This window comes from Nocardioides sp. YJ-D4, from assembly GCF_054031495.1.
The window spans coordinates 3,042,111-3,062,432 of sequence record NZ_CM132932.1; the positions used below are offsets into that span (position 1 = coordinate 3,042,111).

Below are 20,322 nucleotides of genomic sequence, written 5' to 3' on the forward strand. Positions count from 1 at the left end.
CGCTCCCGGCCACTACGCTCCGACCCATGGGCGCAGCGGTCATCTCGGGGCTCTTCGCGGTAGCACTCGCGTGCCTTGCCTGGATATTCAAGAACGGCAGTCGCCGAGCCCGTCTCCTCAGCCGGATCGAGCGCTACGTCCAGCTCCTCAAGGACCTTCCCGAGGGGCATCCGGCGCGGGTTCACCTGGACGCGGCACTCGCCGCCGATACCGCGCAACTGCTCGCCCTGACGGAACGAAAGGCACCCGTGGCTGCACACGGCCTCGAGGACCCGTGGCTCCGTCCTTCTTCGAAGCCGGCCGTGACGCCCGGCTCCGCCTACCCGGGCGGCGCTCGCGACGAAGATGAGCGGGACGACATCGACTGGATGGGAGACGAGCAGGAACGGCGGATCTCACCTCCCGATTCGCTTACCGAGCCGCCCCGGCGCGCCCTCTTGTCCGGACACGGGTCGACCGTTCTCTGGGTGCTCGCGGCCCTGTCCGCCGTTGCGACAGTCGGCCTGGTGGTCAACGATCTGCTGTCCTGACATGCCTTGACAGGCATATTCCTATCGAGGCATATTTGAGGGCGTGCCCACCCGAGACGTCTTCAGCGTGATCGCCGACCCGACCCGTCGGCAGATCCTCGACCTGCTCTGTCAGCGTGAGATGGGGGTGGGCGAGCTGGTCGACACCCTCGGACTCGCTCAGCCCAATGTGTCCAAGCATCTACGGACACTTGGCGAGGCGGACCTGGTTCACGTACGCATCGACGGACCGCGCCGTCACTACCGGCTGCGTCCCGAACGGCTCCGGGAGCTGGAGGAGTGGCTGGCGCCGTACCGCCGGATGTGGGCCGACCGTCTCGATGCGCTCGAGCGTCACCTGGACCAGCTCGACGACCCTGACCACAAGGAGGACTGAAAGATGACCACGACGACCGGACCCATGGGCGAGGTGCTCCTCGACGGCGAGCGGAGGGGTCTTCGCTACGTACGCCTGCTCCGCCACTCACCCGAGAAGGTGTGGCGGGCCCTGACCGAGACGGACGGCCTGCGGCACTGGTTTCCGACCGACATCGTCGGCGAGCGTACGGTCGGGGCGCGGCTGAGCCTCCCGTTCTGGCCCGAAGGCCTGGAGCTGGCGAGCACCACCGAGGCGATCGAGGAGATGGGCGTCGACCCGGGCAACTACGTCTCGGCGGGGGAGCTGCGGGTCTGGGACCCGCCTCGGGCCTTCGAGTTCACGTGGGGGATGGACGGTCGCGAGGACCTGACGGATCTGCTCCGCTTCGACCTCGAGCCCACCGACGACGGCACCCGCCTCACCTTCACGACCTGGCTCGGCAGCCCCACCGGCAACACGGACACCGCCGTCGGCTGGCACGTCTGCCTGGACGAGCTCGCCGACCTCCTCGACGAGGGCCCGTCGCCCATGACCGAGGAGGCCTCCGCCCACGTCGTCCAGCACGTCAAGGACCGCACCGACGAGCTGCGACCGACGTACGCCGCGCTGCTCTCGTAGCCGGCACGGGTGACCGGCGTACGAACGAATTTTCGTTCGTACGCCGTCAGGGGATGTCGCCGTCGACGAGGTGGCACAGCACGGCGGTCGCATCGTCGTGCCGCTTCCCCCGGAACTCGGCCGTGGCGGCCTCGTCGGCCTCCCGCGTACGCCGCACCAGCTCCTCCGGGCCAAGGTCGAGGACGGCGAAGAGCTCCGCCCACGTCCGGCCATGCCTCTCGACGAGCGTCGCGGCGCCGTCGGTCAGCACAGCGACGGAATGGACCGAGCGCGAGCGGAGGTCGACGCTGCCGGTGACCGCCTGCCGTGCGGCCTCCGGCTTGGTGCTGGCGACCCAGAACCCCTCTGCGGTGTTGCGAACCGCGCCGAACCCGGCGACCGAGTAGTCATCGAGGTGATCGAGCCGGTCGTCCGTGATCGGGAGGATGCTGCCGTCGGTCATCCGGAACACGACCGACGAGTCCGCCAGGACCAGGTAGTCCGCGCGCTCGCCCCGGAGGCGGAGGAGCGCGACGGTCGAGGACGGGCTGTTCGGGTCGTCGAGATCGCACGTGTCGGCATGCGCTTCGCAGACTCGACGGATCGCGTCCTCGAGGATGCTCACCAGGCTGGCGTCGCCAGGAGCGATGAGTCCCTCGGCCAGATGGAGGCCGAGATGACGCACCAGCCACGGCACGTCATGGCTGCACCCGTTCTCGAGCCCGGCGACCGGTGTCGCACCGTCGAGCACGATGACGAAGTCCTGCCCGACGAGCACGAAGTCCTCGTTGACCCGATGAGTCGGTGAGGTCTCGGTGTAGACCTCGCTGCTAAGACGGATGCTCACTCAGCAGCCTCGAATCCTGGTGGAGCGTAGGGGACTCGAACCCCTAACCCCCTGCTTGCAAAGCAGGTGCGCTACCAATTGCGCCAACGCCCCGGACGGGTGTCCGTCGGTCAGTTCACCTTGTCGGTCGCCGCGGCCCAGTGACCCTTTTCGGGGTTGGACTGGTCGAGCTTCTTCTTGGCGAGAACGATGCCAGCCGCGGCCAGCAGTACGAGGACGATCTTCTTCATGTCTTCTCCTGCAGGTCGTGGTGGGCATCGCTGCCCGTTAGACCAGGAAAGCGTACCGGCCCGCCGTGAAGCGTACGAAATCAACCGGCCTCGGGGTCGGGGGCGAGGCCCAGGGAGGCGATCGGGGTGCAGGTCATGTGGGTGCTCGCCCACATCCGGCCGGTCAGGATGCCGAACCCGTACGCCGAGGGCCGGCTGTAGGGGGAGGCGCCGGACTCGTAGGTGGTGATGAGCTCGCCCGAGACCTCGACGATCGCCTCGGCCATGTTCGGGAACCTGAACTTGCGGCGCACCGCACCGACACCGCCGTCGGGCTTCCGCTCGCAGACGAAGATCGTGCTCGGCCGGTGCCGGCCGAACGAGGAGGAGAAGACGTACTCGTCGCGGCGCACGACGACACCCTGGACCTTGGGCGGGGTGGTGGTCGAAAGGACCGGCTCGGAGAAGTCCCACTCACCGCTCGCGTCCTTCTCGTACGCGAACAGCGTCTGGTTTCCGAAGCCGCCCACGTAGAGGCGGTTTCCACGGATCCGGCAGTAGGAGCCGGCCGCGACCTTCGCCGGTGCCTCGATCGGCTCGACCTCGGTGCCCTTCGCCGCGTTCCGGATGGCCGAGAGCGAGTAGCGGTAGAGCCGACCCTTGCCGCCGCCGGCACCCTTGGAGACCCAGACGTCGTCACCGTCGATCGCGACCCCGCCGGCGTGCCCGGGACCGGCCTTGCCGTGGTGACCCACGAGCAGCACCTCGGCGGCGGTCTTCCCGCTCTTCAGGTCGACCAGCACCAGCGCCGACCCCTTGTCGTGGGAGTAGTAGCTCTGGGCCAGCATGTTGGTGTCCGGGCCGTAGCCCAGCCCCTGCGGCGTCCAGTCGTCGGTGCCCCCGGTGGCGAGCGTGTTGGGGATGAGCGGGCCGACGCGACCGCCCATCCGCTTCCCCCACCTCTCGGTGCGCTTCATCCCGCCCCTGACCCACCGGCGAGTACGTCCCGGGATGGAGTCGAGGTCGAACGGAAGGTCGATCTTCGTCATGCTGGTGATATTCGCATGCGGTTCCTACCGCGGTCGGATGGCGTACCGTGCCCTGGTCGCTAGGTTCTTTGTGTGACGAGCGACCCCACTGCTTCCCCTGCCACGCCGACAGCTCGAGAGCTGATCGGCGCCCTGACCGGATTCGGGCGCGGCATGCTGCGGCCGCGCCGCCCGGACGAACGACTTCTCTCCTCGATCACCGACGCCGGCCTGCCGCAGGGCGACCGAACGGTGACGGTCAGCACGATGCCTCAGGTCCCACGCAGCCTGCCCGCCGGCGGCCTCATCGAGGGCGCGGGACTCCGCCGGCGCGTACGCAACGCCATGACCTGCTTCGTGATCACTCATCCCGAGGCGACGTTCGTCGTCGATCCGTCCTACTGCCGCGACGCCCCCGTACGAGCCCTGAGCGAGCTCCCGGGCATGCTGCGACGCCTGGTAACGCCGCCGGCGGACACCATTGCCACCGTCGACTCACTGCAGACGGCGCTGGTCAAGCCGGACTTCGCCCTCCCGACCCACGCACACTGGGACCACGTCTGCGGCCTCCTGGATCTCCCCGGCCTGCCGGTACGCCTTCGGACCATCGAGCGCGACTGGATCCTCGGCCCTGGTCAGCCTCCTGTCGGCGGCGTCCGCCCGGCCCTGACCGACGGCCGCCCCGTGGAGACGTACGACCTCGACGGCCCACCCGTCGCGACCTTCACCGCCTCCCACGACCTGTTCGGCGACAGCTCCGTCCTGCTCGTCGAGCTCGCCGGCCATACGCCGGGCAGCATCGGCGTCCTCGCCCGAACCCCGTCGGGCTGGGTCCTGATCGCCGGCGACGCCGCCTGGCACTACGACCAGGTCGACCTGATCAGGCAGAAGCCGGCCTTCCCCGGAGACCTCGTCGACGAGGACCGAGACGCCGCCTTCGCCACCCTCCACCGCCTGCACCTGGCTCGCCACCTGATGCGGGTCGTCCCCACCCACGACCACGACGCGTCCAGCAAGCTCTAGGAGCAAGGAGCCCCCCGCCATCGGCCAGCCGGGATCGTCTGGGTATCACGGACTGGACGCGGTCACGTGCATCCATGGCACGTGACTGGTTACCGTGTTCAGCGCCAACGGGCCATCTGGGTGACTTCTCCGACGTGGAGCGTGACACCACGAAGTGTGCCGCTGGTGCCGTGGTCTCGGGTACCGACTCGGGACCGCGGTCTAGTTAGCGACCCTCTGACGGGCGCCTCGTGGGCTGGAGAGCGTACGTATGGCTACCTGCGTCTCCGGTCGTTCCATACGTTGATGTCACTCTTCGCGGGCCGCATCTCGTCGACACCTAACCAGTCCCACCGGATCTCTGGCTTGTCGTACGTGGTGTCCACCCAGATCACCCAGGCGCGCCACCGGCCCTTGTGCAGCTCCCATTTGAGGACGAGGCCGGGCATGGGCGGCGGATAGTTCCGTCGGCGGCGGTGCACCCAGACGTGCAGCCAGTTCCTGGGAGCAGGCCAGGCGTCGTTCTTAGGAGGGTTGGCCGACACACCTCATCGTATCGAACGTGCGTTCGATTCAAGCAGTCGGCCGGTGTACCCAGCAGCCACGAGCCGTTCGTACGCCGCATAGGTGTCGTCGTCGATCTGCTGAGGCGCGGCGAAGCCACGGTCGGCGTAGACCCACAGGCGTTGCGTGTCTCCGACGAGCATGTCGAGGACGCGACGAGTGCTTCCGATGCCGGCGATGTAGTCGGGCAGCTCCTGCACACGTGCGGAGCAGGTCACCTCGAGGTCGGGCCAGATCTTGCGGGCTGTCGCGTACGCCCGACGCTGTTGGTAAGGCCGGCTGATCAGGGTTGCGGTGCGTGGCGTGATGCCCTCGTTCTCGAGGAGGTCCCGCGTGAACGCGATGTTCTCGCCCGTGTTGGTTGCACGAGGCTCGACCCGCAGCGCGGATGCGGGAACACCTAGTTCCTCGGCCCGCTCCGCGAACTCGACCGCCTCACCTCGAGGGAAGTCGTCGACGGTCGTCGGGGCGTTCGCGCCCGTGAAGACGATCAGCGGGAACCGCCCTTGGCGGTAGAGATCTGCGGCGTGCTCGGCCACACCGATGTCATGACCGCCCAGACCGATCGCGACGTCGGTATCGCGTGGCTCGTGGTGCATCTGGTGGAACTCCCACAGCGTCCGGGCGTCCTCCATGAGCGCAGGCATGCCAATCAGTCTGGCATGTCGAATGTGCGGCTCCAGGAGAACCTCGAACAACGACCCCGAAAACGAGGAAGAGGCCCCGAAGGAGCCTCTGACCTGGTGAAACTGCTGTGCGCTTAGGAGGACTTGAACCTCCGACCCCCACATTATCAGTGTGGTGCTCTAACCGTCTGAGCTATAAGCGCAGGCGCCAACTGGAGGGTGGAAGCCCCTACCAGCGGGCGAGAGGAAACATTACCTGGCAGCCCAGTCGACCACCAAAACGAAGCGAGCCCTGAGACGTAGGAGGGCAGGAGCCTCGGTGAGACTCCTGCCCTCCTACGTTCGCTGCGTGTGCGGCTCAGTTCTCGGTGAGCTCCACCTCGACGCCGCCCAGGAGGGCAGCGGCCATGTTGTAGAGGAACGCGGCGAGGGTGGCGACGGCGGTCATCAGGATGATGTTGACGACCGAGACGACCATGGTGAAGCCCATGATGCGGGAGAGACCGAGGTAGTCCTGAACGTTCCAGCCTGCGCTGGAGTCACCGACGACGTCCTGGACCGCCTGGTTGATCGAGTCCCACACACCGGCGGCGCCGAGCACCGACCAGATCACGAAGACGGCGACGATCACCACGACGCTGAGCGCGATCGAGAGCAGGAAGGCCATCTTCATGACCGACCACGGGTCGATGCGGCTCAGGCTCAGGCGGGCCCGGCGAGCCGAGCCGCTGGCCGCGTCCCGCTCCGCGCCGGCGGGGCCGGAGGTGCGGGCGGTCGAGGCCACTGCCGAGGTGGTACGCCTGGCCGCGTTGGCGACCGTGTCCGTGATCCGCTGGGTCACCGGCTGTGCTGCGGTCTCGTTCCGCTCGGTCATCGCGACTCCCCCAGTCGTGCGGTCGGCGGTGCGGTCCGTCATCAGGATTCATCTTCCGTCGTGGTCTCGGACGACGCTCCGTGCTCGTCGTCTCCCCCGATTGTTACATCATCCGCAACCTCTGTCCCGGTGACGATGTCATCGTCGACCTCGCGGGCCTCGACGGAGCGCGCCACGACGGCGACCGAGTCACCCTTCTTGGGCGAGACGAACTTGACGCCCTGGGTGGAGCGGCCGGTTGCCCGGAAGTCGGCGTTGATCGGGCTGCGTACGACCTGACCGGTCGCGGTGATCGAGAGGATCTCGTCGCCGTCGACCACGATGAACGCACCGACCAGACCGCCGCGGTCGGCGTTGGCCAGGGCCATCGTCTTGATGCCCAGACCGCCGCGGGACTGGAGCCGGTACTCGGAGATCTTCGTACGCTTCGCGAAGCCGCCGTCGGTGATGGTGAAGACGAACTGCTCCTTGACCTCGTCGGGCGACTCGGCGCCGGATACGGGGGCCGCGACGTCCGCGGTGTCCTCGTTGGCCTCGGAGAGCCCGGCCGCGATCTCGGCGGCGACGTGCTCGGCCCGGATGACCGACATCGACAGCAGCGAGTCGCTCTCCCGGAACTTCATGCCGGTGACACCCGAGGTCGCCCGGCCCATCGGCCGCAGCTGGTTGTCGTCGGCGCGGAACCGGATCGCCTGGCCCTTGCGGGAGACGAGCAGGATGTCGTCCTCGGAGTTGACCAGCTCGGCGCCGATCAGCTCGTCGTCGTCCTCGCGGAAGTTGATCGCGATGACGCCGGCCTGGCGAGGTGAGTTGTAGTCACCGAGCCGCGTCTTCTTGATCAGACCGGAGCGGGTGGCCAGCACGAGGTAGGGCGCCTGCTCGTAGTCGCGGATCGCGAGCACCTGGGCGATCGACTCGTCCGGCTGGAACGAGAGCAGCCCGGCCACGTGACCGCCCTTGGCGTCACGCGCCGCCTCGGGCAGGTTGTAGGCCTTGATCCGGTAGACCCGGCCGGCTGTGGTGAAGAAGAGCAGCCAGTGGTGGTTGGTGGTCGAGATGAAGTGCTCGACCACGTCGTCGCCGCGCAGGGTGGCGCCGCGTACGCCCTTTCCGCCGCGCTTCTGGGTGCGGTACTCACCGGCGAGGGTGCGCTTGGCGTAGCCACCGCGGGTGATCGAGACGACCAGCTCCTCATCGGGGATGAGGTCCTCCATGGAGAGGTCGCCGTCGGCCGCGATGATCTGGGTGCGGCGGTCGTCGCCGTACTTCGCGACGATCTCGTCGAGCTCGTCGCCGACGATCTGACGCTGGCGGGCGACGTTGGCGAGGATGTCCTCGAGGTCGGCGATGATGACCTCGAGCTCGGCCAGACGGTCGACGATCTTCTGCCGTTCCAGCGCTGCGAGGCGACGCAGCTGCATGTCGAGGATCGCGTTGGCCTGGACCTCGTCGATCTCCAGCAGCCGGATCAGGCCCTGGCGGGCGTCGTCGACCTCGGGGGAGGAGCGGATCAGGGCGATGACCGCGTCGAGCTGGTCGAGCGCCTTGACCAGGCCGCGCCAGATGTGCGCGTCCTCCTCGGCCTTGCGCAGCCGGAATGCCGTACGCCTCCGGATGACGTCGATCTGGTGCTCGACCCAGTTGGAGATGAACTGGTCGATCGAGAGCGTGCGCGGCACACCGTCGACCAGCGCCAGCATGTTGGCGGAGAAGTTGGTCTGCAGCTCGGTGTGCTTGAGCAGGTTGTTGAGTACGACGCGGGCGACCGCGTCGCGCTTGAGCACGACCACGAGCTGCTGCCCGGTGCGGGAGGAGGTGTTGTCCTTGACGTCCGCGATGCCCTGCACCTTGCCGGTGTCGGCGAGGTCGGCGATCTTCTGGGCGAGGTTGTCCGGGTTCACCATGTAGGGGAGCTCGGTGATCACCAGGTTGGTGCGGCCCTTGGCGTCCTCGTCGACCTCGATCACCGCGCGCTGGGTGATCGAGCCGCGGCCGGTGCGGTAGGCCTGCTCGATGCCCTCGCGGCCCACGATCAGCGCGCCGTTGGGGAAGTCAGGGCCCTTGACCCGCTCGAGCAGCGCGTCCTGGAGCTCCTCACGCGTCGCGTCGGGGTGCTCGAGCGCCCACTTGGCGCCGGAGGCGACCTCACGCAGGTTGTGCGGCGGGATGTTGGTCGCCATGCCGACCGCGATGCCGGCCGAGCCGTTGACCAGCAGGTTGGGGAACCGGGCCGGAAGGATGGCCGGCTCCTGGGAGCGGCCGTCGTAGTTGGGGCCGAAGTCGACGGTGTCCTCGGTGATGTCGCGGACCATCTCGAGCGCCAGCGGCGCCATCCGGCACTCGGTGTAGCGCATGGCCGCGGCCGGGTCGTTGCCGGGCGAACCGAAGTTGCCCTGCCCGTGGATCAGCGGGTTGCGCATCACCCACGGCTGCGCCAGCCGGACCAGGGTGTCGTAGATCGCGGTGTCACCGTGGGGGTGGTAGTTACCCATCACCTCACCGACGACACGGGCGCACTTGGAGAACCCGCGGTCGGGACGGTAGCCACCGTCGTACATCGCGTAGAGGACGCGCCTGTGGACGGGCTTGAGCCCGTCGCGTACGTCAGGCAGCGCGCGGCCGACGATGACGGCCATCGCGTAGTCGATGTAGCTCGACTGCATCGAGGCCTGCAGCTCGACGGTCTCGATCCGGCCGCCGGCAGCGGTCTGCCCGGAGCCTTCCGGAGGAGTCTCGGTCACGATTTCACTTTCTGCGTGCGTCTATCGGTATCTAGGGGCTCAGTGAGACTCAGATATCGAGGAATCGGACGTCCTTGGCGTTGCGCTGGATGAAGGAGCGTCGCTCTGCGACGTCCTCACCCATGAGGATGGAGAAGATCTCGTCGGCGTGGGCGGCGTCCTCGAGGGTGACCTGCAGCAGCAGCCGCTGCGAGGGGTCCATCGTGGTCTCCCACAGCTCGTCGGCGTTCATCTCGCCCAGACCCTTGTAGCGCTGGACCGGGTTCTCCTTGGGCAGCTTCTTGCCCTGCTCGATGCCGTCACGCATGAGGGCGTCCCGCTCGGAGTCGGAGTAGACGAACTCGTGCTCGGCCGGCTTGTTCCAGCGCAGGCGGTAGAGCGGCGGCTGGGCGAGGTAGACGTAGCCCTGCTCGATCAGCGGCTTCATGAACCGGAACAGCAGCGTCAGCAGCAGGGTGTTGATGTGGTGGCCGTCGACGTCGGCGTCGGCCATCATCACGATCTTGTGGTAGCGCAGCCGGTTGATGTCGAAGTCGTCGTGCACGCCGGTGCCCAGCGCGGAGATGATCGACTGGACCTCCTGATTGGCCAGCACCTTGTCGATCCGCGCCTTCTCGACGTTGAGGATCTTGCCTCGGATCGGGAGGATCGCCTGGATGCGCGGGTCACGGCCCGACTTGGCCGAGCCACCCGCGGAGTCACCCTCGACGATGAAGATCTCGCACTCTTCGGGGTTGGTCGACTGGCAGTCGGCGAGCTTGCCCGGCAGGCCGCCACCGCCGCCGATGCCCTTGCGGTTGCGGGCCAGGTCGCGGGCCTTGCGCGCGGCGATCCGGGCCGAGGCCGCGGCCATCGACTTGCGGATGACCTCCTTGCCCTCGGCCGGGTTCTGCTCCAGCCAGGCGCCGAGCTGGTCGTTGACCGCGCCCTGCACGAAGCCCTTGACCTCGGTGTTGCCGAGCTTGTCCTTGGTCTGACCCTCGAACTGCGGCTCGCTGATCTTCACCGAGATGATCGCGGTGAGACCCTCACGGATGTCGTCACCGGTGAGCCGGTCCTCCTTCTTCTTGATCAGACCCCACTCCTCGCCCCACCGGTTGACCAGGGTGGTGAGCGCGGCGCGGAAGCCCTCCTCGTGGGTGCCGCCGCCGGGGGTGTTGACCGTGTTGGCGAAGGTGTGGACCGACTCGTTGTAGGAGGACGCCTGCCACTGCATGGCGATCTCGACGCTCATCGGGTTGGGCGCCTTGTCGTCGGTCTCGGTCTCGAAGGCGATGATGCTGGAGACCGGGGTCTTGCGCTTGTTGAGGTGGTCGACGTAGTCGGCCAGACCGCGCTCGTAGTAGAAGGACTGCTCCAGCACCCGCTCACCGTTGCCGGTGCTGTGCAGCTCGTCGGCGCTGTCGGTGTCGGACTCGATCGTGCCGTCCTCGACGGCCTCGGCGAGGGCGGAGGCCTCCGGACGCTCGTCGCGCAGCTCGATCCGCAGACCCTTGTTGAGGAACGCGGTCTCGCGGAAGTGGCTCGAGATGGTCTCGAGGTTGTAGTCGGTCGACTCGAAGATGTCGCTCGAGGCGTTCCAAGAGATCGTGGTGCCGGTGCGCTCGCCCTCCTCGAGCTCGCGCACCTCGCGCAGGTCGTAGTCGGGTACGCCGCGGGTGAACTCCTGCTCCCACAGGCGTCCGCGGTTCTTGATCTCCATGTGGAGGTTGGTCGAGAGCGCGTTCACCACGGAGGAGCCGACGCCGTGCAGACCACCGGAGACCTTGTAGCCGCCACCGCCGAACTTGCCGCCGGCGTGCAGCACGGTCAGCGCCAGGGTCGCCGCGGGGATCTCCTGGCCGGCTGCGGTGTCGGTCGGGATGCCTCGGCCGTTGTCGGAGACGCTCACCCAGCCGTCCTCACGCAGCGTCACCTTGATGGTGTCGCAGTAGCCGGCGAGCGCCTCGTCGACCGCGTTGTCCACGATCTCCCAGATCAGGTGGTGCAGGCCGCGGGCTCCGGTCGAGCCGATGTACATACCCGGTCGTTTGCGGACAGCTTCGAGCCCTTCGAGGACCTGGATGGCAGACGCGTCGTATTCGACTCCGTCTGTGGTCTTGTCGTCCGGCATAGGAGTCGTCTGGTCGGCAGCGGTCACCGGTGCGATCCACCTGTCATTTCGGTCCGGAATCGGACATGGTGTCGGTCGGGCATGCAACGGGCCGACCAGCGCCGGGGAAGTAAAACCTAGGACGATCGACCCGACCCCCATCTTACCCCGTGGAAGCCCGGATTCCACGCACGCCGCCGTTCCTGAGGGGGAACTGTGATCGAAATGAGCGTCTGTACGTCTCCTGACGGTGTCTCTGCGCCCTCAGCAGGGGGCTCGGTGAGTCCCTATACGTCCTCGGGGCGCCTAGAGCGGCAGATCGCGGCTCACGCGCCGAGCCTCGAACACGTGTTCATGCCCTGCTCTCGGCCGGGGTCTCAGCCGTAGGTGTCGCGCGGCCCGCGGCCGTCGCGTACGCCTCGGGGACCCTTCTTCCACGAGGGCAGATGCGGGCCGAGCACCTCGATGACGAGGACGGTTCCGTGACCGAGCTCCTCGTTGAGACGCTTCACCAGGGTGGGCGCCAGCAGCTTGAGCTGGGTGGCCCAGGCGGTGGAGTCGGTGCGTACGGAGAGCTTGCCGTCGGCGTACGACTCCGGGGTGGTGTGGTCGGCGATCTCCTCACCGACGATGTCGGGCCAGCGGGCCATCACGCCATGGACGCGCAGCGAGGTGTCCCAGCCGTGGTCGTTGACCATCCGGCTGACCACCGAATCGATGAGCTGGGGGTCGCGGTCATCGGGCCGCGCGCCGGAGACCGTGCCGCGTCGGGTGGCGTTGTCCGGCGTACGCCGCTTCTTCCGCATCCCCGCCTTGGGCGCGGGCATCTTGGCGGTGGCTCGGGTCAGGGAGCGGGCCAGGTCGAGGCCGTCGGGGCGCTTTTCTGGTTCTTCCTCTTCCGGTGTGGTCTCGACAGGCTCGACCACCGGCTCGACCACCTCGTCGTCGTCACTCATCGCGGGTCACCTCGCCCGCCTTGACGTGGTAGCGCGCACCGGCGAGAGCAGCAGGTACGTCCTCCGGGACCGCCGCGGTGACCAGGACCTGCTCGGCGTCGGCGACCAGCTCGGCCAGCTGGACCCGGCGCTGGCTGTCGAGCTCGGCGAAGACGTCGTCGAGGATCAGGATCGGGTCGTCGCCGTCCGCCCGGAGCAGGTCGTACGCCGCCAACCGGAGCGCCAGCGCGAACGACCACGACTCGCCATGGCTGGCGTAGCCCTTCACCGGGAGGCGCTCAGCGCCGGCACCGTGGCCGAGGAACAGCAGCAGATCGTCACGGTGGGGACCGACCAGGCTGATCCCGCGGTCGAGCTCGTCCTTCTGGCGTCGGGCGAGTTCGGCGAGGATCGCCTGGCGAAGCGACTCCACTGTGGGGGTGGTGGTCTCGACAGGCTCGACCACCGACTCGACCACCGACTTGTAGGTGATCTCGGCGTCGTCTCGGCTCGCGCCGCGGGCGACCGTCTCGTAGGCCTTCCCCACATAGGGGCGCAGGGCCTCGACCAGGGCGAGCCGCTGGGCGAGGATCTCGGCGCCGATGGCGGCGAGGTGGTCGTCCCAGACGGCCAGGGTGGCGAGCGCACCCTCGCGGGCGGAGCCGCGCGCGAGGCCGGCGGTCTTCAGCAGCGAGTTGCGCTGCTTGAGGACGCGGTCGTAGTCGCTGCGTACGCCTGCCAGACGGGGTGCGCGCAGGATCATCAGGTCGTCGAGGAAGCGCCGCCGGTCGGAGGGGTCCCCCTTGACGAGGGTCAGGTCCTCGGGAGAGAAGACGACGGTGCGGACCAGGCCGACCAGGTCGCGGGTGCGGGGGAGCGGGCTCTTGTTGATCCGGGCCTTGTTGGCGCGGCCGGCGTTGATCTCGACCTCGAGCGTGGCGGTGCGACCGTCGCGTACGACGGCGGCGCGCACGACCGCCTGCTCGGCGCCGGCCCGGACCAGCGGCGCATCGGTGGCGACCCGGTGGGACTGCAGGCGGGAGAGGTAGTCGATCGCCTCGACCAGGTTGGTCTTGCCCTGGCCGTTCCTCCCGACGAAGGCGGTCACGCCCGCCTCGAGCGGGACCTCGACGCTCGGATAGGAGCGGAAGTCGTGGAGAGAGAGGTGTGAGACGTACATCGAGTTTCCTCTCTCGTTAAGGTGCCTGCATGACCCAGTCTCCCAATCCGTACGGCCCGCCTCCAGGGCAACCCGCCTATAGCGAGCCGGCCGGACCTTTCTATCTGTCGGTCATGGGCCAGGTCCACGGGCCCTACCCGGTCCAGCAGCTCGCCCAGATGGCTGCCGCCGGGCAGATCAAGTCGGACACCCCGGCGAGCCTCGGCACCGACCAGCAGTGGTTTCCCGTGAAACAGATCCCGGGCGTCTTCTCGAGCCGCGAGTGGCTCGTCACCCTGCTGCTCTCGATCTTCCTGGGTTCCTTCGGCGTGGACCGGTTCTACGTCGGACAGATCGGCCTCGGCATCCTCAAGCTGATCACCTGTGGTGGCTTCGGGATCTGGACGATCGTCGACCTCATCCTCGTCATCGTGCGAAAGTTCCCGGATGCCGACGGCAAACCCCTCGCCTGACCTGCATCAGCGCATCGCGGCGGTGAGCTCCACGGAGGTCACCGCCGCCATCGGCGTCGGCGGGATCGTCATCGCGGCGCTCCTGCCGGCCGGCGGCATCGAGGACGGCCCGGTGCTCTGCCCGTTCCGTGCCCTCACCGGGCTGCCCTGCCCCGGCTGCGGACTGACCCGGTCGTGGGTTTACCTGATGCACGGCGACATCGGCTCGTCGCTGGCGAGCAACTGGTTCGGGCCGGTGCTCATCCTGGCGATCCTCGTCCTGGCCGTGGTCTCGGTGCGCGCCCGACTGAACCGGAGACGCCCCGCCGACCTCGACAAGCTGGTCCGAAGCCCGATCATCCTCGGCTTCTTCGCCCTCTTCGTGGCCTACGGCGCCGTACGCCTGATCCTCACCATGACCGGAGCAATCCCCGCCATCTAGGTGGTCGAGCCTGTCGAGACCACCCGCGTAAGCGGGTGCTCAGGCCTCCGACTCCGAGATCACCGCGTGCCCGCCGAACCCGTTGCGCATCGCGGCGATCGCCTTCATGGCGTGGTCGTCCTCCTGGCGCGAGACGAACCGCGCGAACAGCGAGGCCGAGATCGCCGGCATCGGGACGGCGTTCTCGATCGCTGCCTCGACGGTCCAGCGACCCTCGCCGGAGTCCTCGGCGTAGCCCTTGATCTTGTCGAGGTGCTCGTCGGCGCGCAGCTGGTCGACGAGAAGATCGAGAAGCCAAGAGCGTACGACGGTGCCCGTGCGCCACGAGGCGAAGATCTCGGGGACGTTGTCGACGATGTCGACCTTGTCGAGGAGCTCCCAGCCCTCGGCGTAGGCCTGCATCATCGCGTACTCGATGCCGTTGTGGACCATCTTGGAGAAGTGGCCGGCGCCGGGGGTCACACCGCAGTGGACCAGGCCGTCCTCGGTGCCGGACGGCTTGAGCGCCTCGAAGGCGGGCATCACCTTGGCGGCGTCCTCGTCGGAGCCGCCGTACATCAGCGCGTAGCCGTTCTGCAGGCCCCAGACGCCGCCGGAGACACCGCAGTCGACGAAGCCGATGCCCTTCTCGGCCAGGCTCGCGGCGTTCTTGGCGTCATCGGTGTACTTCGAGTTGCCGCCGTCGACCACCAGGTCGCCCTCGCCGAGGAGCTCCTTGAGCTCGGCGATCGTGGAACGCGTCGGGTCGCCCGCCGGCACCATCACCCAGACCACCTTGGGGCTGGGCAGCGCCTCGACCATCTCCGCCAGGCTCGCCACGTCGGCGAGATCGGGGTTGCGGTCGTATCCGACGACGGTGTGACCAGCCTCCCGCAGCCGGGTGCGCATGTTGCCACCCATCTTGCCGAGGCCGACGAGTCCGATGTGCATACGAGGTTCCTTCGAGTACCGGTGGTCGAGCTTGTCGAGACCACCCTAGTGAGGGGGTGGGTCAGGAGAGCAGGCGCCGCGGCATCAACAGGTAGCGGAACCCCGGCTCCTCGCCACCCTCGGCCGGCTTGCCGCTGATCACCACGGGCTTCGGAGCCTGCGTGAAGGCGAGCTCGACGACCTGCTCGTCGATGGCCTGCAGCCCGTCGAGGAGGAACTGCGGGTTGAACCCGGTGGTCAGCCCCTCGCCCTCCATGGTCGCCTCGATCGACTCGGACGCCTGGGCCTCGTCACCGGAGCCGGCGTCGAGCGTGAGCACGCCGTCCTCGAAGACCATCTGGACCGCGGTGTTGCGCTCGGCGACCAGAGCCACGCGCTTGACCGACTCGACCAGGGAGGCCTTGTCGACCAGCGCGGTGGTGAGGTGCTCGGCCGGGAAGAGGCTGCGCACCTTCGGGAACTCGCCGTCGAGCAGGCGCGTGGTGGTGCGTCGTACGCCACCCGCGGCCGCGCCCTCGAAGCCGATGATGCCCTCGCCGGTGCCGGTGGTGGACAGCGCGAGCGTGACCTCGCTGCCGCTGGTCAGCGACTTGGCGGTGTCACCGAGGACCTTCGCCGGCACCAGAGCCGCCAGGCTCTCGTCGGGAGTCGCCGGGTTCCACTCGAGCTCGCGGTGGGAGAGCCGGAAGCGGTCGGTGGCGAGCAGCGAGATCGTGGACCCCTCGATCTCGAGCCGCACGCCGGTCAGCACCGGGAGCATGTCGTCGCGACCGGCGGCGGTCACGGCCTGGGCCACGGCGTGGGCGAACAGCTCCGACTTCACCGTGCCGGCCGCGGTCGGCATCTCCGGCAGCGTCGGGTAGTCCTCGACCGGCATGGTCTGGAGGCTGAACCGCGCACTCCCGCAGGTGAGCGAGACGCGGGCACCATCGGTGACCATCTCGACCGGCTTGGCCGGAAGGCTGCGGCAGATGTCGGCGAGCAGCTTGCCCGAGACCAGTGCCTTGCCCTCGTCGGCGACCTCGGCCGACAGCGTCGCCCGCGCGGAGGTCTCGTAGTCGAATGTCGAGAGCACCAGGCCCTCGTGACCCGCCTCGATCAGGAGACCTGAGAGCACCGGGGTGCTGGGGCGGACCGGAAGGCTGCGGGCAGCCCAGGCGACGGCATCCGCGAACACGTCGCGGTCGACGCGGAACTTCACGATGACCTGTCCTTCTTCTAACTCGACATCGGGGCGTTTGAGGACATGCGGCCCGGGCTGTGCTTGAACCTGGGGGAAGACGCCACCGGTTCCGGAACGCCCCCGCGTTGACATGACCTGGAGTACGCATCCTGCCACGGACCGCCGACAAGCGGTAAGCGCTCAGCTGTGTCGGGTCTGCACAGGCGTACCTGTGCACTCGGCTCGTCGAGCGGGTTGTCCCCAGGGAAGGGCGTTCGTGGAATTTCACGGAGGATCCATGGATCTAAATAGTTTCGTACGTCGTAAGAGCATCTGTGGGAAATGTGGATGAGTGGCGTCTTCCCTGGTCATCCCCGGAAATGTGATTCCACAGGGGATGTGGACGCCATGCTGAAATGACGCACGTCACTGTGGGCTGTGGAGAGTTGTCGGCCCGTTCCAGTGTTTTGTGCACAGGCCATCCCCTTTTCCATCCCATTTGAACGGCCGGTTCTCCACAGGTTCCACCCAGCCTGTGGGCTGTGGACAACCTGGGAAATCTCGTCCTGTGGGTTTTCGCCATCTCAAAACGCGGTACGGCCCAAAACGCGAAACGGCCGCCGGCCCAGGAGGGGCGGCGGCCGCGTACGACTGCTGGTGCGGTCAGGCCTGGCGTGCCTGCATCTTGACGCGGTTGGTGAGCTCGGAGACCTGGTTGAAGACGGCCCGGCGCTCGGCGAGCAGCTGGTTGATCTTGCGCTCGGCGTACATCACGGTGGTGTGGTCGCGGCCGCCGAAGTGCTTGCCGATCTTGGGCAGGGAGTCCTCGGTGAGCTCACGACACAGATACATGGCGATCTGACGGGCCATCACCAGGTGACGCCCGCGGGAGGGTCCGGTGAGCTCGTCGATCGACAGCCCGAAGTAGGCCGCGGTCTGGGCGATGATCAGGCCGGCGGTGATCTCGGGCTCGCCGCCCTCGGGGATCAGGTCCTTGAGCACGATCTCGGCCAGGGTCAGGTCGACGTCCTGCCGGTTGAGGTTGGCGAACGCCGTCACCCGGATCAACGCACCCTCGAGCTCACGGATGTTGGTCTGGATCTTGCTCGCGATGAACTCGAGCACGTCCGGCGGCGCGGTGAGCCGCTCCATGGCGGCCTTCTTCCGAAGGATCGCGATCCGGGTCTCGATGTCAGGCGGCTGGACGTCGGTGATCAGGCCCCACTCGAACCGGTTGCGCAGCCGGTCCTCCAGCGCTTCGAGCCGCTTGGGCGGCCGGTCGGAGGTGAGGACGATCTGCTTGTTGGCGTTGTGGAGCGTATTGAAGGTGTGGAAGAACTCCTCCTGCGTCTGGGTCTTCCCCTCCAAGAACTGGATGTCGTCGATCAGCAGGACGTCGACATCGCGGTAGCGCCGTTTGAACCGGTCCTGCCGGTCGTCGCGGATCGCGTTGATGAACTCGTTGGTGAACTCCTCCGAGCTGACGTAGCGCACCTTCGCCCCGGAGTAGAGGCTCCGGACGTAGTGGCCGATCGCGTGCAGCAGGTGGGTCTTGCCCAGACCGGACTCCCCGTAGACGAGCAGCGGGTTGTAGGCCTTGCCCGGCGCCTCGCTGACCGCGACCGCGGCCGCGTGCGGGAATCGGTTGGAGGACCCGATGACGAACGTCTCGAAGGTGTACTTCGGGTTCAGGCGGGTCTCGAGGACGTTGTGGCTCGGCTCGCTCGGCCGCGTGGGCGGACCCGGGACGAGCGGCCGCGGCGGGACCGGCTCCTCGATGGGAGCCACCGGAGGCGCCGGGGGATTTGTCGACATGTCGCCATATCCGGGACGTACGTCTTCATGCGCGGCGGGCGGAGCCGGCTGCTGCGCGGCAGGCGGAGCGACGGGAGCCTGCGGCGCCGAGTACGCGGCGGGCGCGCCCTGCTCGTCGTGCGGCGCGCTCGCCGGTGGGACGCCGGGGATCAGGCCGGGCGAGTTGGGCGGGTAGACCGACTGGTGCGGAAACGCCGCCTGGTGCGGAAACGCCGCCTGGTGCGGGGCTGCGCTGTTCGAGAACGGCGACTGCTGCTGCAGGGCAGCGGCGGCGGCAGCGTCCGCGGCGGCGATCTCCCGCTCGGAGATCATGATCGCCTGTGTGTCGGGATCCGGCGTGACGTCGAGATCGGGGTTCACGGTGACCGCGATACGGATCTCGCGATGGAAGATCTCGCCCAAGGACCTCTCGAGGGAGCCACGCAGGCGGCCCTCGATCTGGTTGCGGGTGAAGTCGTTGGGGACCTCGACGATCGCGGTCGACCCGTGCAGAGTGAGAGGCTCACTGTCCCGGAGCCAGGCTCGCTGGTTCGGCGGAAGCTCGGCGACCACCTTCGTCCATGCGGACTGGAGATCTGGCTGTGGTTCTGGCGCGAGGCCGGAGTGCTCCACAGGTTCCTGCCTTCCCTGATGGCTCGGGTGGGTGGTCTTGTATTGATGCAGCCTGGATTCGTGCAGCGGTCCGGTCTACATCCTCCACAGACTTTTCCACAAGCTGTGGAGCATCCCCGAATGTAGGCATCGGAGACCAACCGAGACACGTCGCCGTCCTCGAGAATCCGACCGTTTCGGCAGGTCAGGCGGGAAAACTAGTTCCCTGCGTGGCATCCCCCCGAATGCGGCCGACGCTCCTGACGATGTGCAGGGAAACCTCGGTAGAGGACGAAACTACCGGCTGGCGAGGGTCATGGGCAACCCGTCCTCCACAGGTGGAGGGCTAATCACAGGGATGTGATAGGGCGCGAGTTTGACCGTGGTTTCGCCGTCCACGTACCGTTACTAGGTCGCCCGGATCTACGGGTGCCGCATGTCCACGCCTCGGTCGCCGAGGCGCGGACGGGCGGTGCTTGTTGAATCGGCCCGCCTGGAACCACCGAGGGCGACCCCATAGTGCCGGACGAGCGACCGGCCCACACCACACCACTAAGGAAGCACCCGTGAGCAAGCGTACTTACCAGCCGAACAACCGCCGCCGTCACAAGACGCACGGTTTCCGCCTGCGCATGCGCACCCGTGCCGGCCGCGCGATCCTCGCTGCGCGCCGCGGCAAGGGTCGCAAGAGCCTGACCGTCTGAGGCCGCGGCCTCAGCCACCACGCGCGTGTTGCCACGTCGCCACCGACTGGTCGATTCGTCGGGCTTCAAAGAAGCAGTACGACGGGGCAAGCGCGCGGGCTCGAAGAGCCTGGTGGTCCACCTGCTCGTCCCCGGCACCGGCCCAGCTGCCGACCGGGAGACCGAGCCGCAGGTGGGCTTCGTGGTGAGCAAGGCCGTCGGTCCGGCCGTCGTCCGGAATCGCGTGAAGCGCAGACTGCGTCACCAGGCCCGGGAGTCCCTGAGCGGACTCCCGGGCTCTGCTGTGCTTGTGGTCCGTGCACTTCCTGCTGCCGCCGACGCCGACTACGACGCCCTGGGCGCCGATCTGCGGCGCTGCCTGGAGCGGGTGCTCCGATGACCAGGGCGCGGCGCGTCGTGCGTGGTGGTCTCGACAAGCTCGACCATCTGGTCGCGGCCATCCTGATCGGGCTGCTTCACGTGTGGCGGACTCTGATCAGTCCGCTCTACGGCGATGTGTGTCGCTACTACCCGTCGTGCTCGGCGTACGGGCTCGAGGCCGTCAAGACGCACGGCCCCTGGCGCGGGAGCTGGCTGACGGCGCGCCGTCTGGCCCGTTGCGTCCCCTGGGCCAAGACCCGGGGCTTCGACCCCGTACCGAAGAAGATTTGAAGAGACCCTGAAG

General features: G+C 67.8%; 21 protein-coding genes and 2 tRNA genes. 9 read left to right on the forward strand and 14 right to left on the reverse strand.

What is annotated here, in order from left to right:
• The first annotated feature begins 26 nt into the window (after positions 1–26).
• The 3 genes from ACW14X_RS14430 to ACW14X_RS14440 are packed head-to-tail and all read left to right on the forward strand — an operon-like array spanning position 27 to position 1,506.
• Positions 27–530, forward strand: a complete 504-nt coding sequence (locus ACW14X_RS14430; RefSeq protein ID WP_457166023.1) for a hypothetical protein — start codon at positions 27–29, stop codon at positions 528–530.
• Between the two features lie 43 nt (positions 531–573).
• Entirely contained in the window at positions 574–906 is a 333-nt protein-coding gene (locus ACW14X_RS14435) for an ArsR/SmtB family transcription factor (RefSeq protein WP_457166024.1), read from the forward strand.
• Positions 907–909: 3 nt separating this feature from the next.
• The gene (locus ACW14X_RS14440; protein ID WP_457166025.1) at positions 910–1,506 is read left to right on the forward strand and encodes an SRPBCC domain-containing protein; all 597 of its coding nucleotides are present in this window, start codon (positions 910–912) and stop codon (positions 1,504–1,506) included.
• Positions 1,507–1,552: 46 nt separating this feature from the next.
• Here the strand turns inward: ACW14X_RS14440 and ACW14X_RS14445 are convergent, their stop codons facing one another.
• The 4 genes from ACW14X_RS14445 to ACW14X_RS14460 form a co-directional block, all read right to left on the reverse strand.
• Positions 1,553–2,332 carry a protein phosphatase 2C domain-containing protein gene (locus ACW14X_RS14445; protein WP_457166026.1) on the reverse strand — a complete coding sequence of 260 codons (780 nt, stop codon included), beginning with the start codon at positions 2,330–2,332 and terminating at the stop codon, positions 1,553–1,555.
• Positions 2,333–2,349: 17 nt separating this feature from the next.
• A tRNA-Ala gene (locus ACW14X_RS14450) sits at positions 2,350–2,425 on the reverse strand.
• Between the two features lie 17 nt (positions 2,426–2,442).
• The gene (locus ACW14X_RS14455) at positions 2,443–2,562 is read right to left on the reverse strand and encodes a DLW-39 family protein (RefSeq protein WP_008355567.1); all 120 of its coding nucleotides are present in this window, start codon (positions 2,560–2,562) and stop codon (positions 2,443–2,445) included.
• An 80-nt stretch (positions 2,563–2,642) separates the two neighbouring features.
• A complete protein-coding gene (locus ACW14X_RS14460) occupies positions 2,643–3,590 on the reverse strand; it encodes a hypothetical protein (protein WP_160026095.1) in 948 nt (315 codons plus the stop codon).
• A gap of 72 nt (positions 3,591–3,662) precedes the next feature.
• Between ACW14X_RS14460 and ACW14X_RS14465 the strand changes: the two genes are divergently transcribed.
• Positions 3,663–4,592: an MBL fold metallo-hydrolase gene (locus tag ACW14X_RS14465; protein WP_457166027.1), complete on the forward strand. Its 930-nt coding sequence runs from the start codon at positions 3,663–3,665 to the stop codon at positions 4,590–4,592.
• 527 nt (positions 4,593–5,119) lie between these two features.
• On the opposite strand, the gene ACW14X_RS14470 is transcribed toward ACW14X_RS14465, so the two are convergent.
• The 7 genes from ACW14X_RS14470 to recF all read right to left on the reverse strand — a co-directional run bounded on the left by ACW14X_RS14470 (position 5,120) and on the right by recF (position 13,583).
• A complete protein-coding gene (locus tag ACW14X_RS14470) occupies positions 5,120–5,782 on the reverse strand; it encodes a YdcF family protein (protein ID WP_457166028.1) in 663 nt (220 codons plus the stop codon).
• A 108-nt stretch (positions 5,783–5,890) separates the two neighbouring features.
• Positions 5,891–5,964 (reverse strand) — tRNA-Ile (locus ACW14X_RS14475).
• Positions 5,965–6,119: 155 nt separating this feature from the next.
• Positions 6,120–6,677 carry a DUF3566 domain-containing protein gene (locus tag ACW14X_RS14480; protein WP_350837696.1) on the reverse strand — a complete coding sequence of 186 codons (558 nt, stop codon included), beginning with the start codon at positions 6,675–6,677 and terminating at the stop codon, positions 6,120–6,122.
• Positions 6,677–9,376 (reverse strand): DNA gyrase subunit A, encoded by a 2,700-nt coding sequence (gene gyrA / locus ACW14X_RS14485; RefSeq protein ID WP_160026103.1) that lies wholly within the window; start codon positions 9,374–9,376, stop codon positions 6,677–6,679. The genes ACW14X_RS14480 and gyrA overlap by 1 nt, the downstream gene beginning before the upstream one ends.
• Positions 9,377–9,425: 49 nt before the next feature.
• On the reverse strand, positions 9,426–11,489 hold the full coding sequence (gene gyrB / locus ACW14X_RS14490; protein WP_457166066.1) for a DNA topoisomerase (ATP-hydrolyzing) subunit B: 2,064 nt from the start codon (positions 11,487–11,489) through the stop codon (positions 9,426–9,428).
• Positions 11,490–11,845: 356 nt separating this feature from the next.
• Complete coding sequence (locus tag ACW14X_RS14495) at positions 11,846–12,424, reverse strand: DciA family protein (RefSeq protein WP_160026104.1); 579 nt, start codon at positions 12,422–12,424, stop codon at positions 11,846–11,848.
• Complete coding sequence (gene recF / locus ACW14X_RS14500) at positions 12,417–13,583, reverse strand: DNA replication/repair protein RecF (RefSeq protein ID WP_457166029.1); 1,167 nt, start codon at positions 13,581–13,583, stop codon at positions 12,417–12,419. The genes ACW14X_RS14495 and recF overlap by 8 nt, the downstream gene beginning before the upstream one ends.
• Positions 13,584–13,612: 29 nt before the next feature.
• On the opposite strand from recF, the gene ACW14X_RS14505 reads away from it, so the two are divergent.
• A complete protein-coding gene (locus ACW14X_RS14505) occupies positions 13,613–14,035 on the forward strand; it encodes an NINE protein (RefSeq protein WP_350837704.1) in 423 nt (140 codons plus the stop codon).
• A gap of 22 nt (positions 14,036–14,057) precedes the next feature.
• Positions 14,058–14,456, forward strand: a complete 399-nt coding sequence (locus tag ACW14X_RS14510) for a DUF2752 domain-containing protein (protein WP_350837706.1) — start codon at positions 14,058–14,060, stop codon at positions 14,454–14,456.
• Positions 14,457–14,495: 39 nt separating this feature from the next.
• Here ACW14X_RS14510 and gnd read toward each other — a convergent pair whose 3' ends face one another.
• The 3 genes from gnd to dnaA form a co-directional block, all read right to left on the reverse strand.
• Positions 14,496–15,386 (reverse strand): phosphogluconate dehydrogenase (NAD(+)-dependent, decarboxylating), encoded by an 891-nt coding sequence (gnd, locus tag ACW14X_RS14515; protein ID WP_350717550.1) that lies wholly within the window; start codon positions 15,384–15,386, stop codon positions 14,496–14,498.
• A gap of 61 nt (positions 15,387–15,447) precedes the next feature.
• Entirely contained in the window at positions 15,448–16,587 is a 1,140-nt protein-coding gene (gene dnaN / locus ACW14X_RS14520; RefSeq protein ID WP_008355535.1) for a DNA polymerase III subunit beta, read from the reverse strand.
• A gap of 624 nt (positions 16,588–17,211) precedes the next feature.
• Positions 17,212–18,975: a chromosomal replication initiator protein DnaA gene (dnaA, locus tag ACW14X_RS14525; protein ID WP_457162455.1), complete on the reverse strand. Its 1,764-nt coding sequence runs from the start codon at positions 18,973–18,975 to the stop codon at positions 17,212–17,214.
• Positions 18,976–19,520: 545 nt separating this feature from the next.
• On the opposite strand from dnaA, the gene rpmH reads away from it, so the two are divergent.
• The 3 genes from rpmH to yidD are packed head-to-tail and all read left to right on the forward strand — an operon-like array spanning position 19,521 to position 20,309.
• Positions 19,521–19,658, forward strand: a complete 138-nt coding sequence (rpmH, locus tag ACW14X_RS14530) for a 50S ribosomal protein L34 (RefSeq protein WP_091044043.1) — start codon at positions 19,521–19,523, stop codon at positions 19,656–19,658.
• A gap of 25 nt (positions 19,659–19,683) precedes the next feature.
• A complete protein-coding gene (gene rnpA, locus ACW14X_RS14535) occupies positions 19,684–20,037 on the forward strand; it encodes a ribonuclease P protein component (protein ID WP_350837710.1) in 354 nt (117 codons plus the stop codon).
• Entirely contained in the window at positions 20,034–20,309 is a 276-nt protein-coding gene (yidD, locus tag ACW14X_RS14540) for a membrane protein insertion efficiency factor YidD (protein WP_457162456.1), read from the forward strand. Before rnpA ends, yidD begins: the two co-directional genes overlap by 4 nt.
• Positions 20,310–20,322 lie beyond the last annotated feature (13 nt).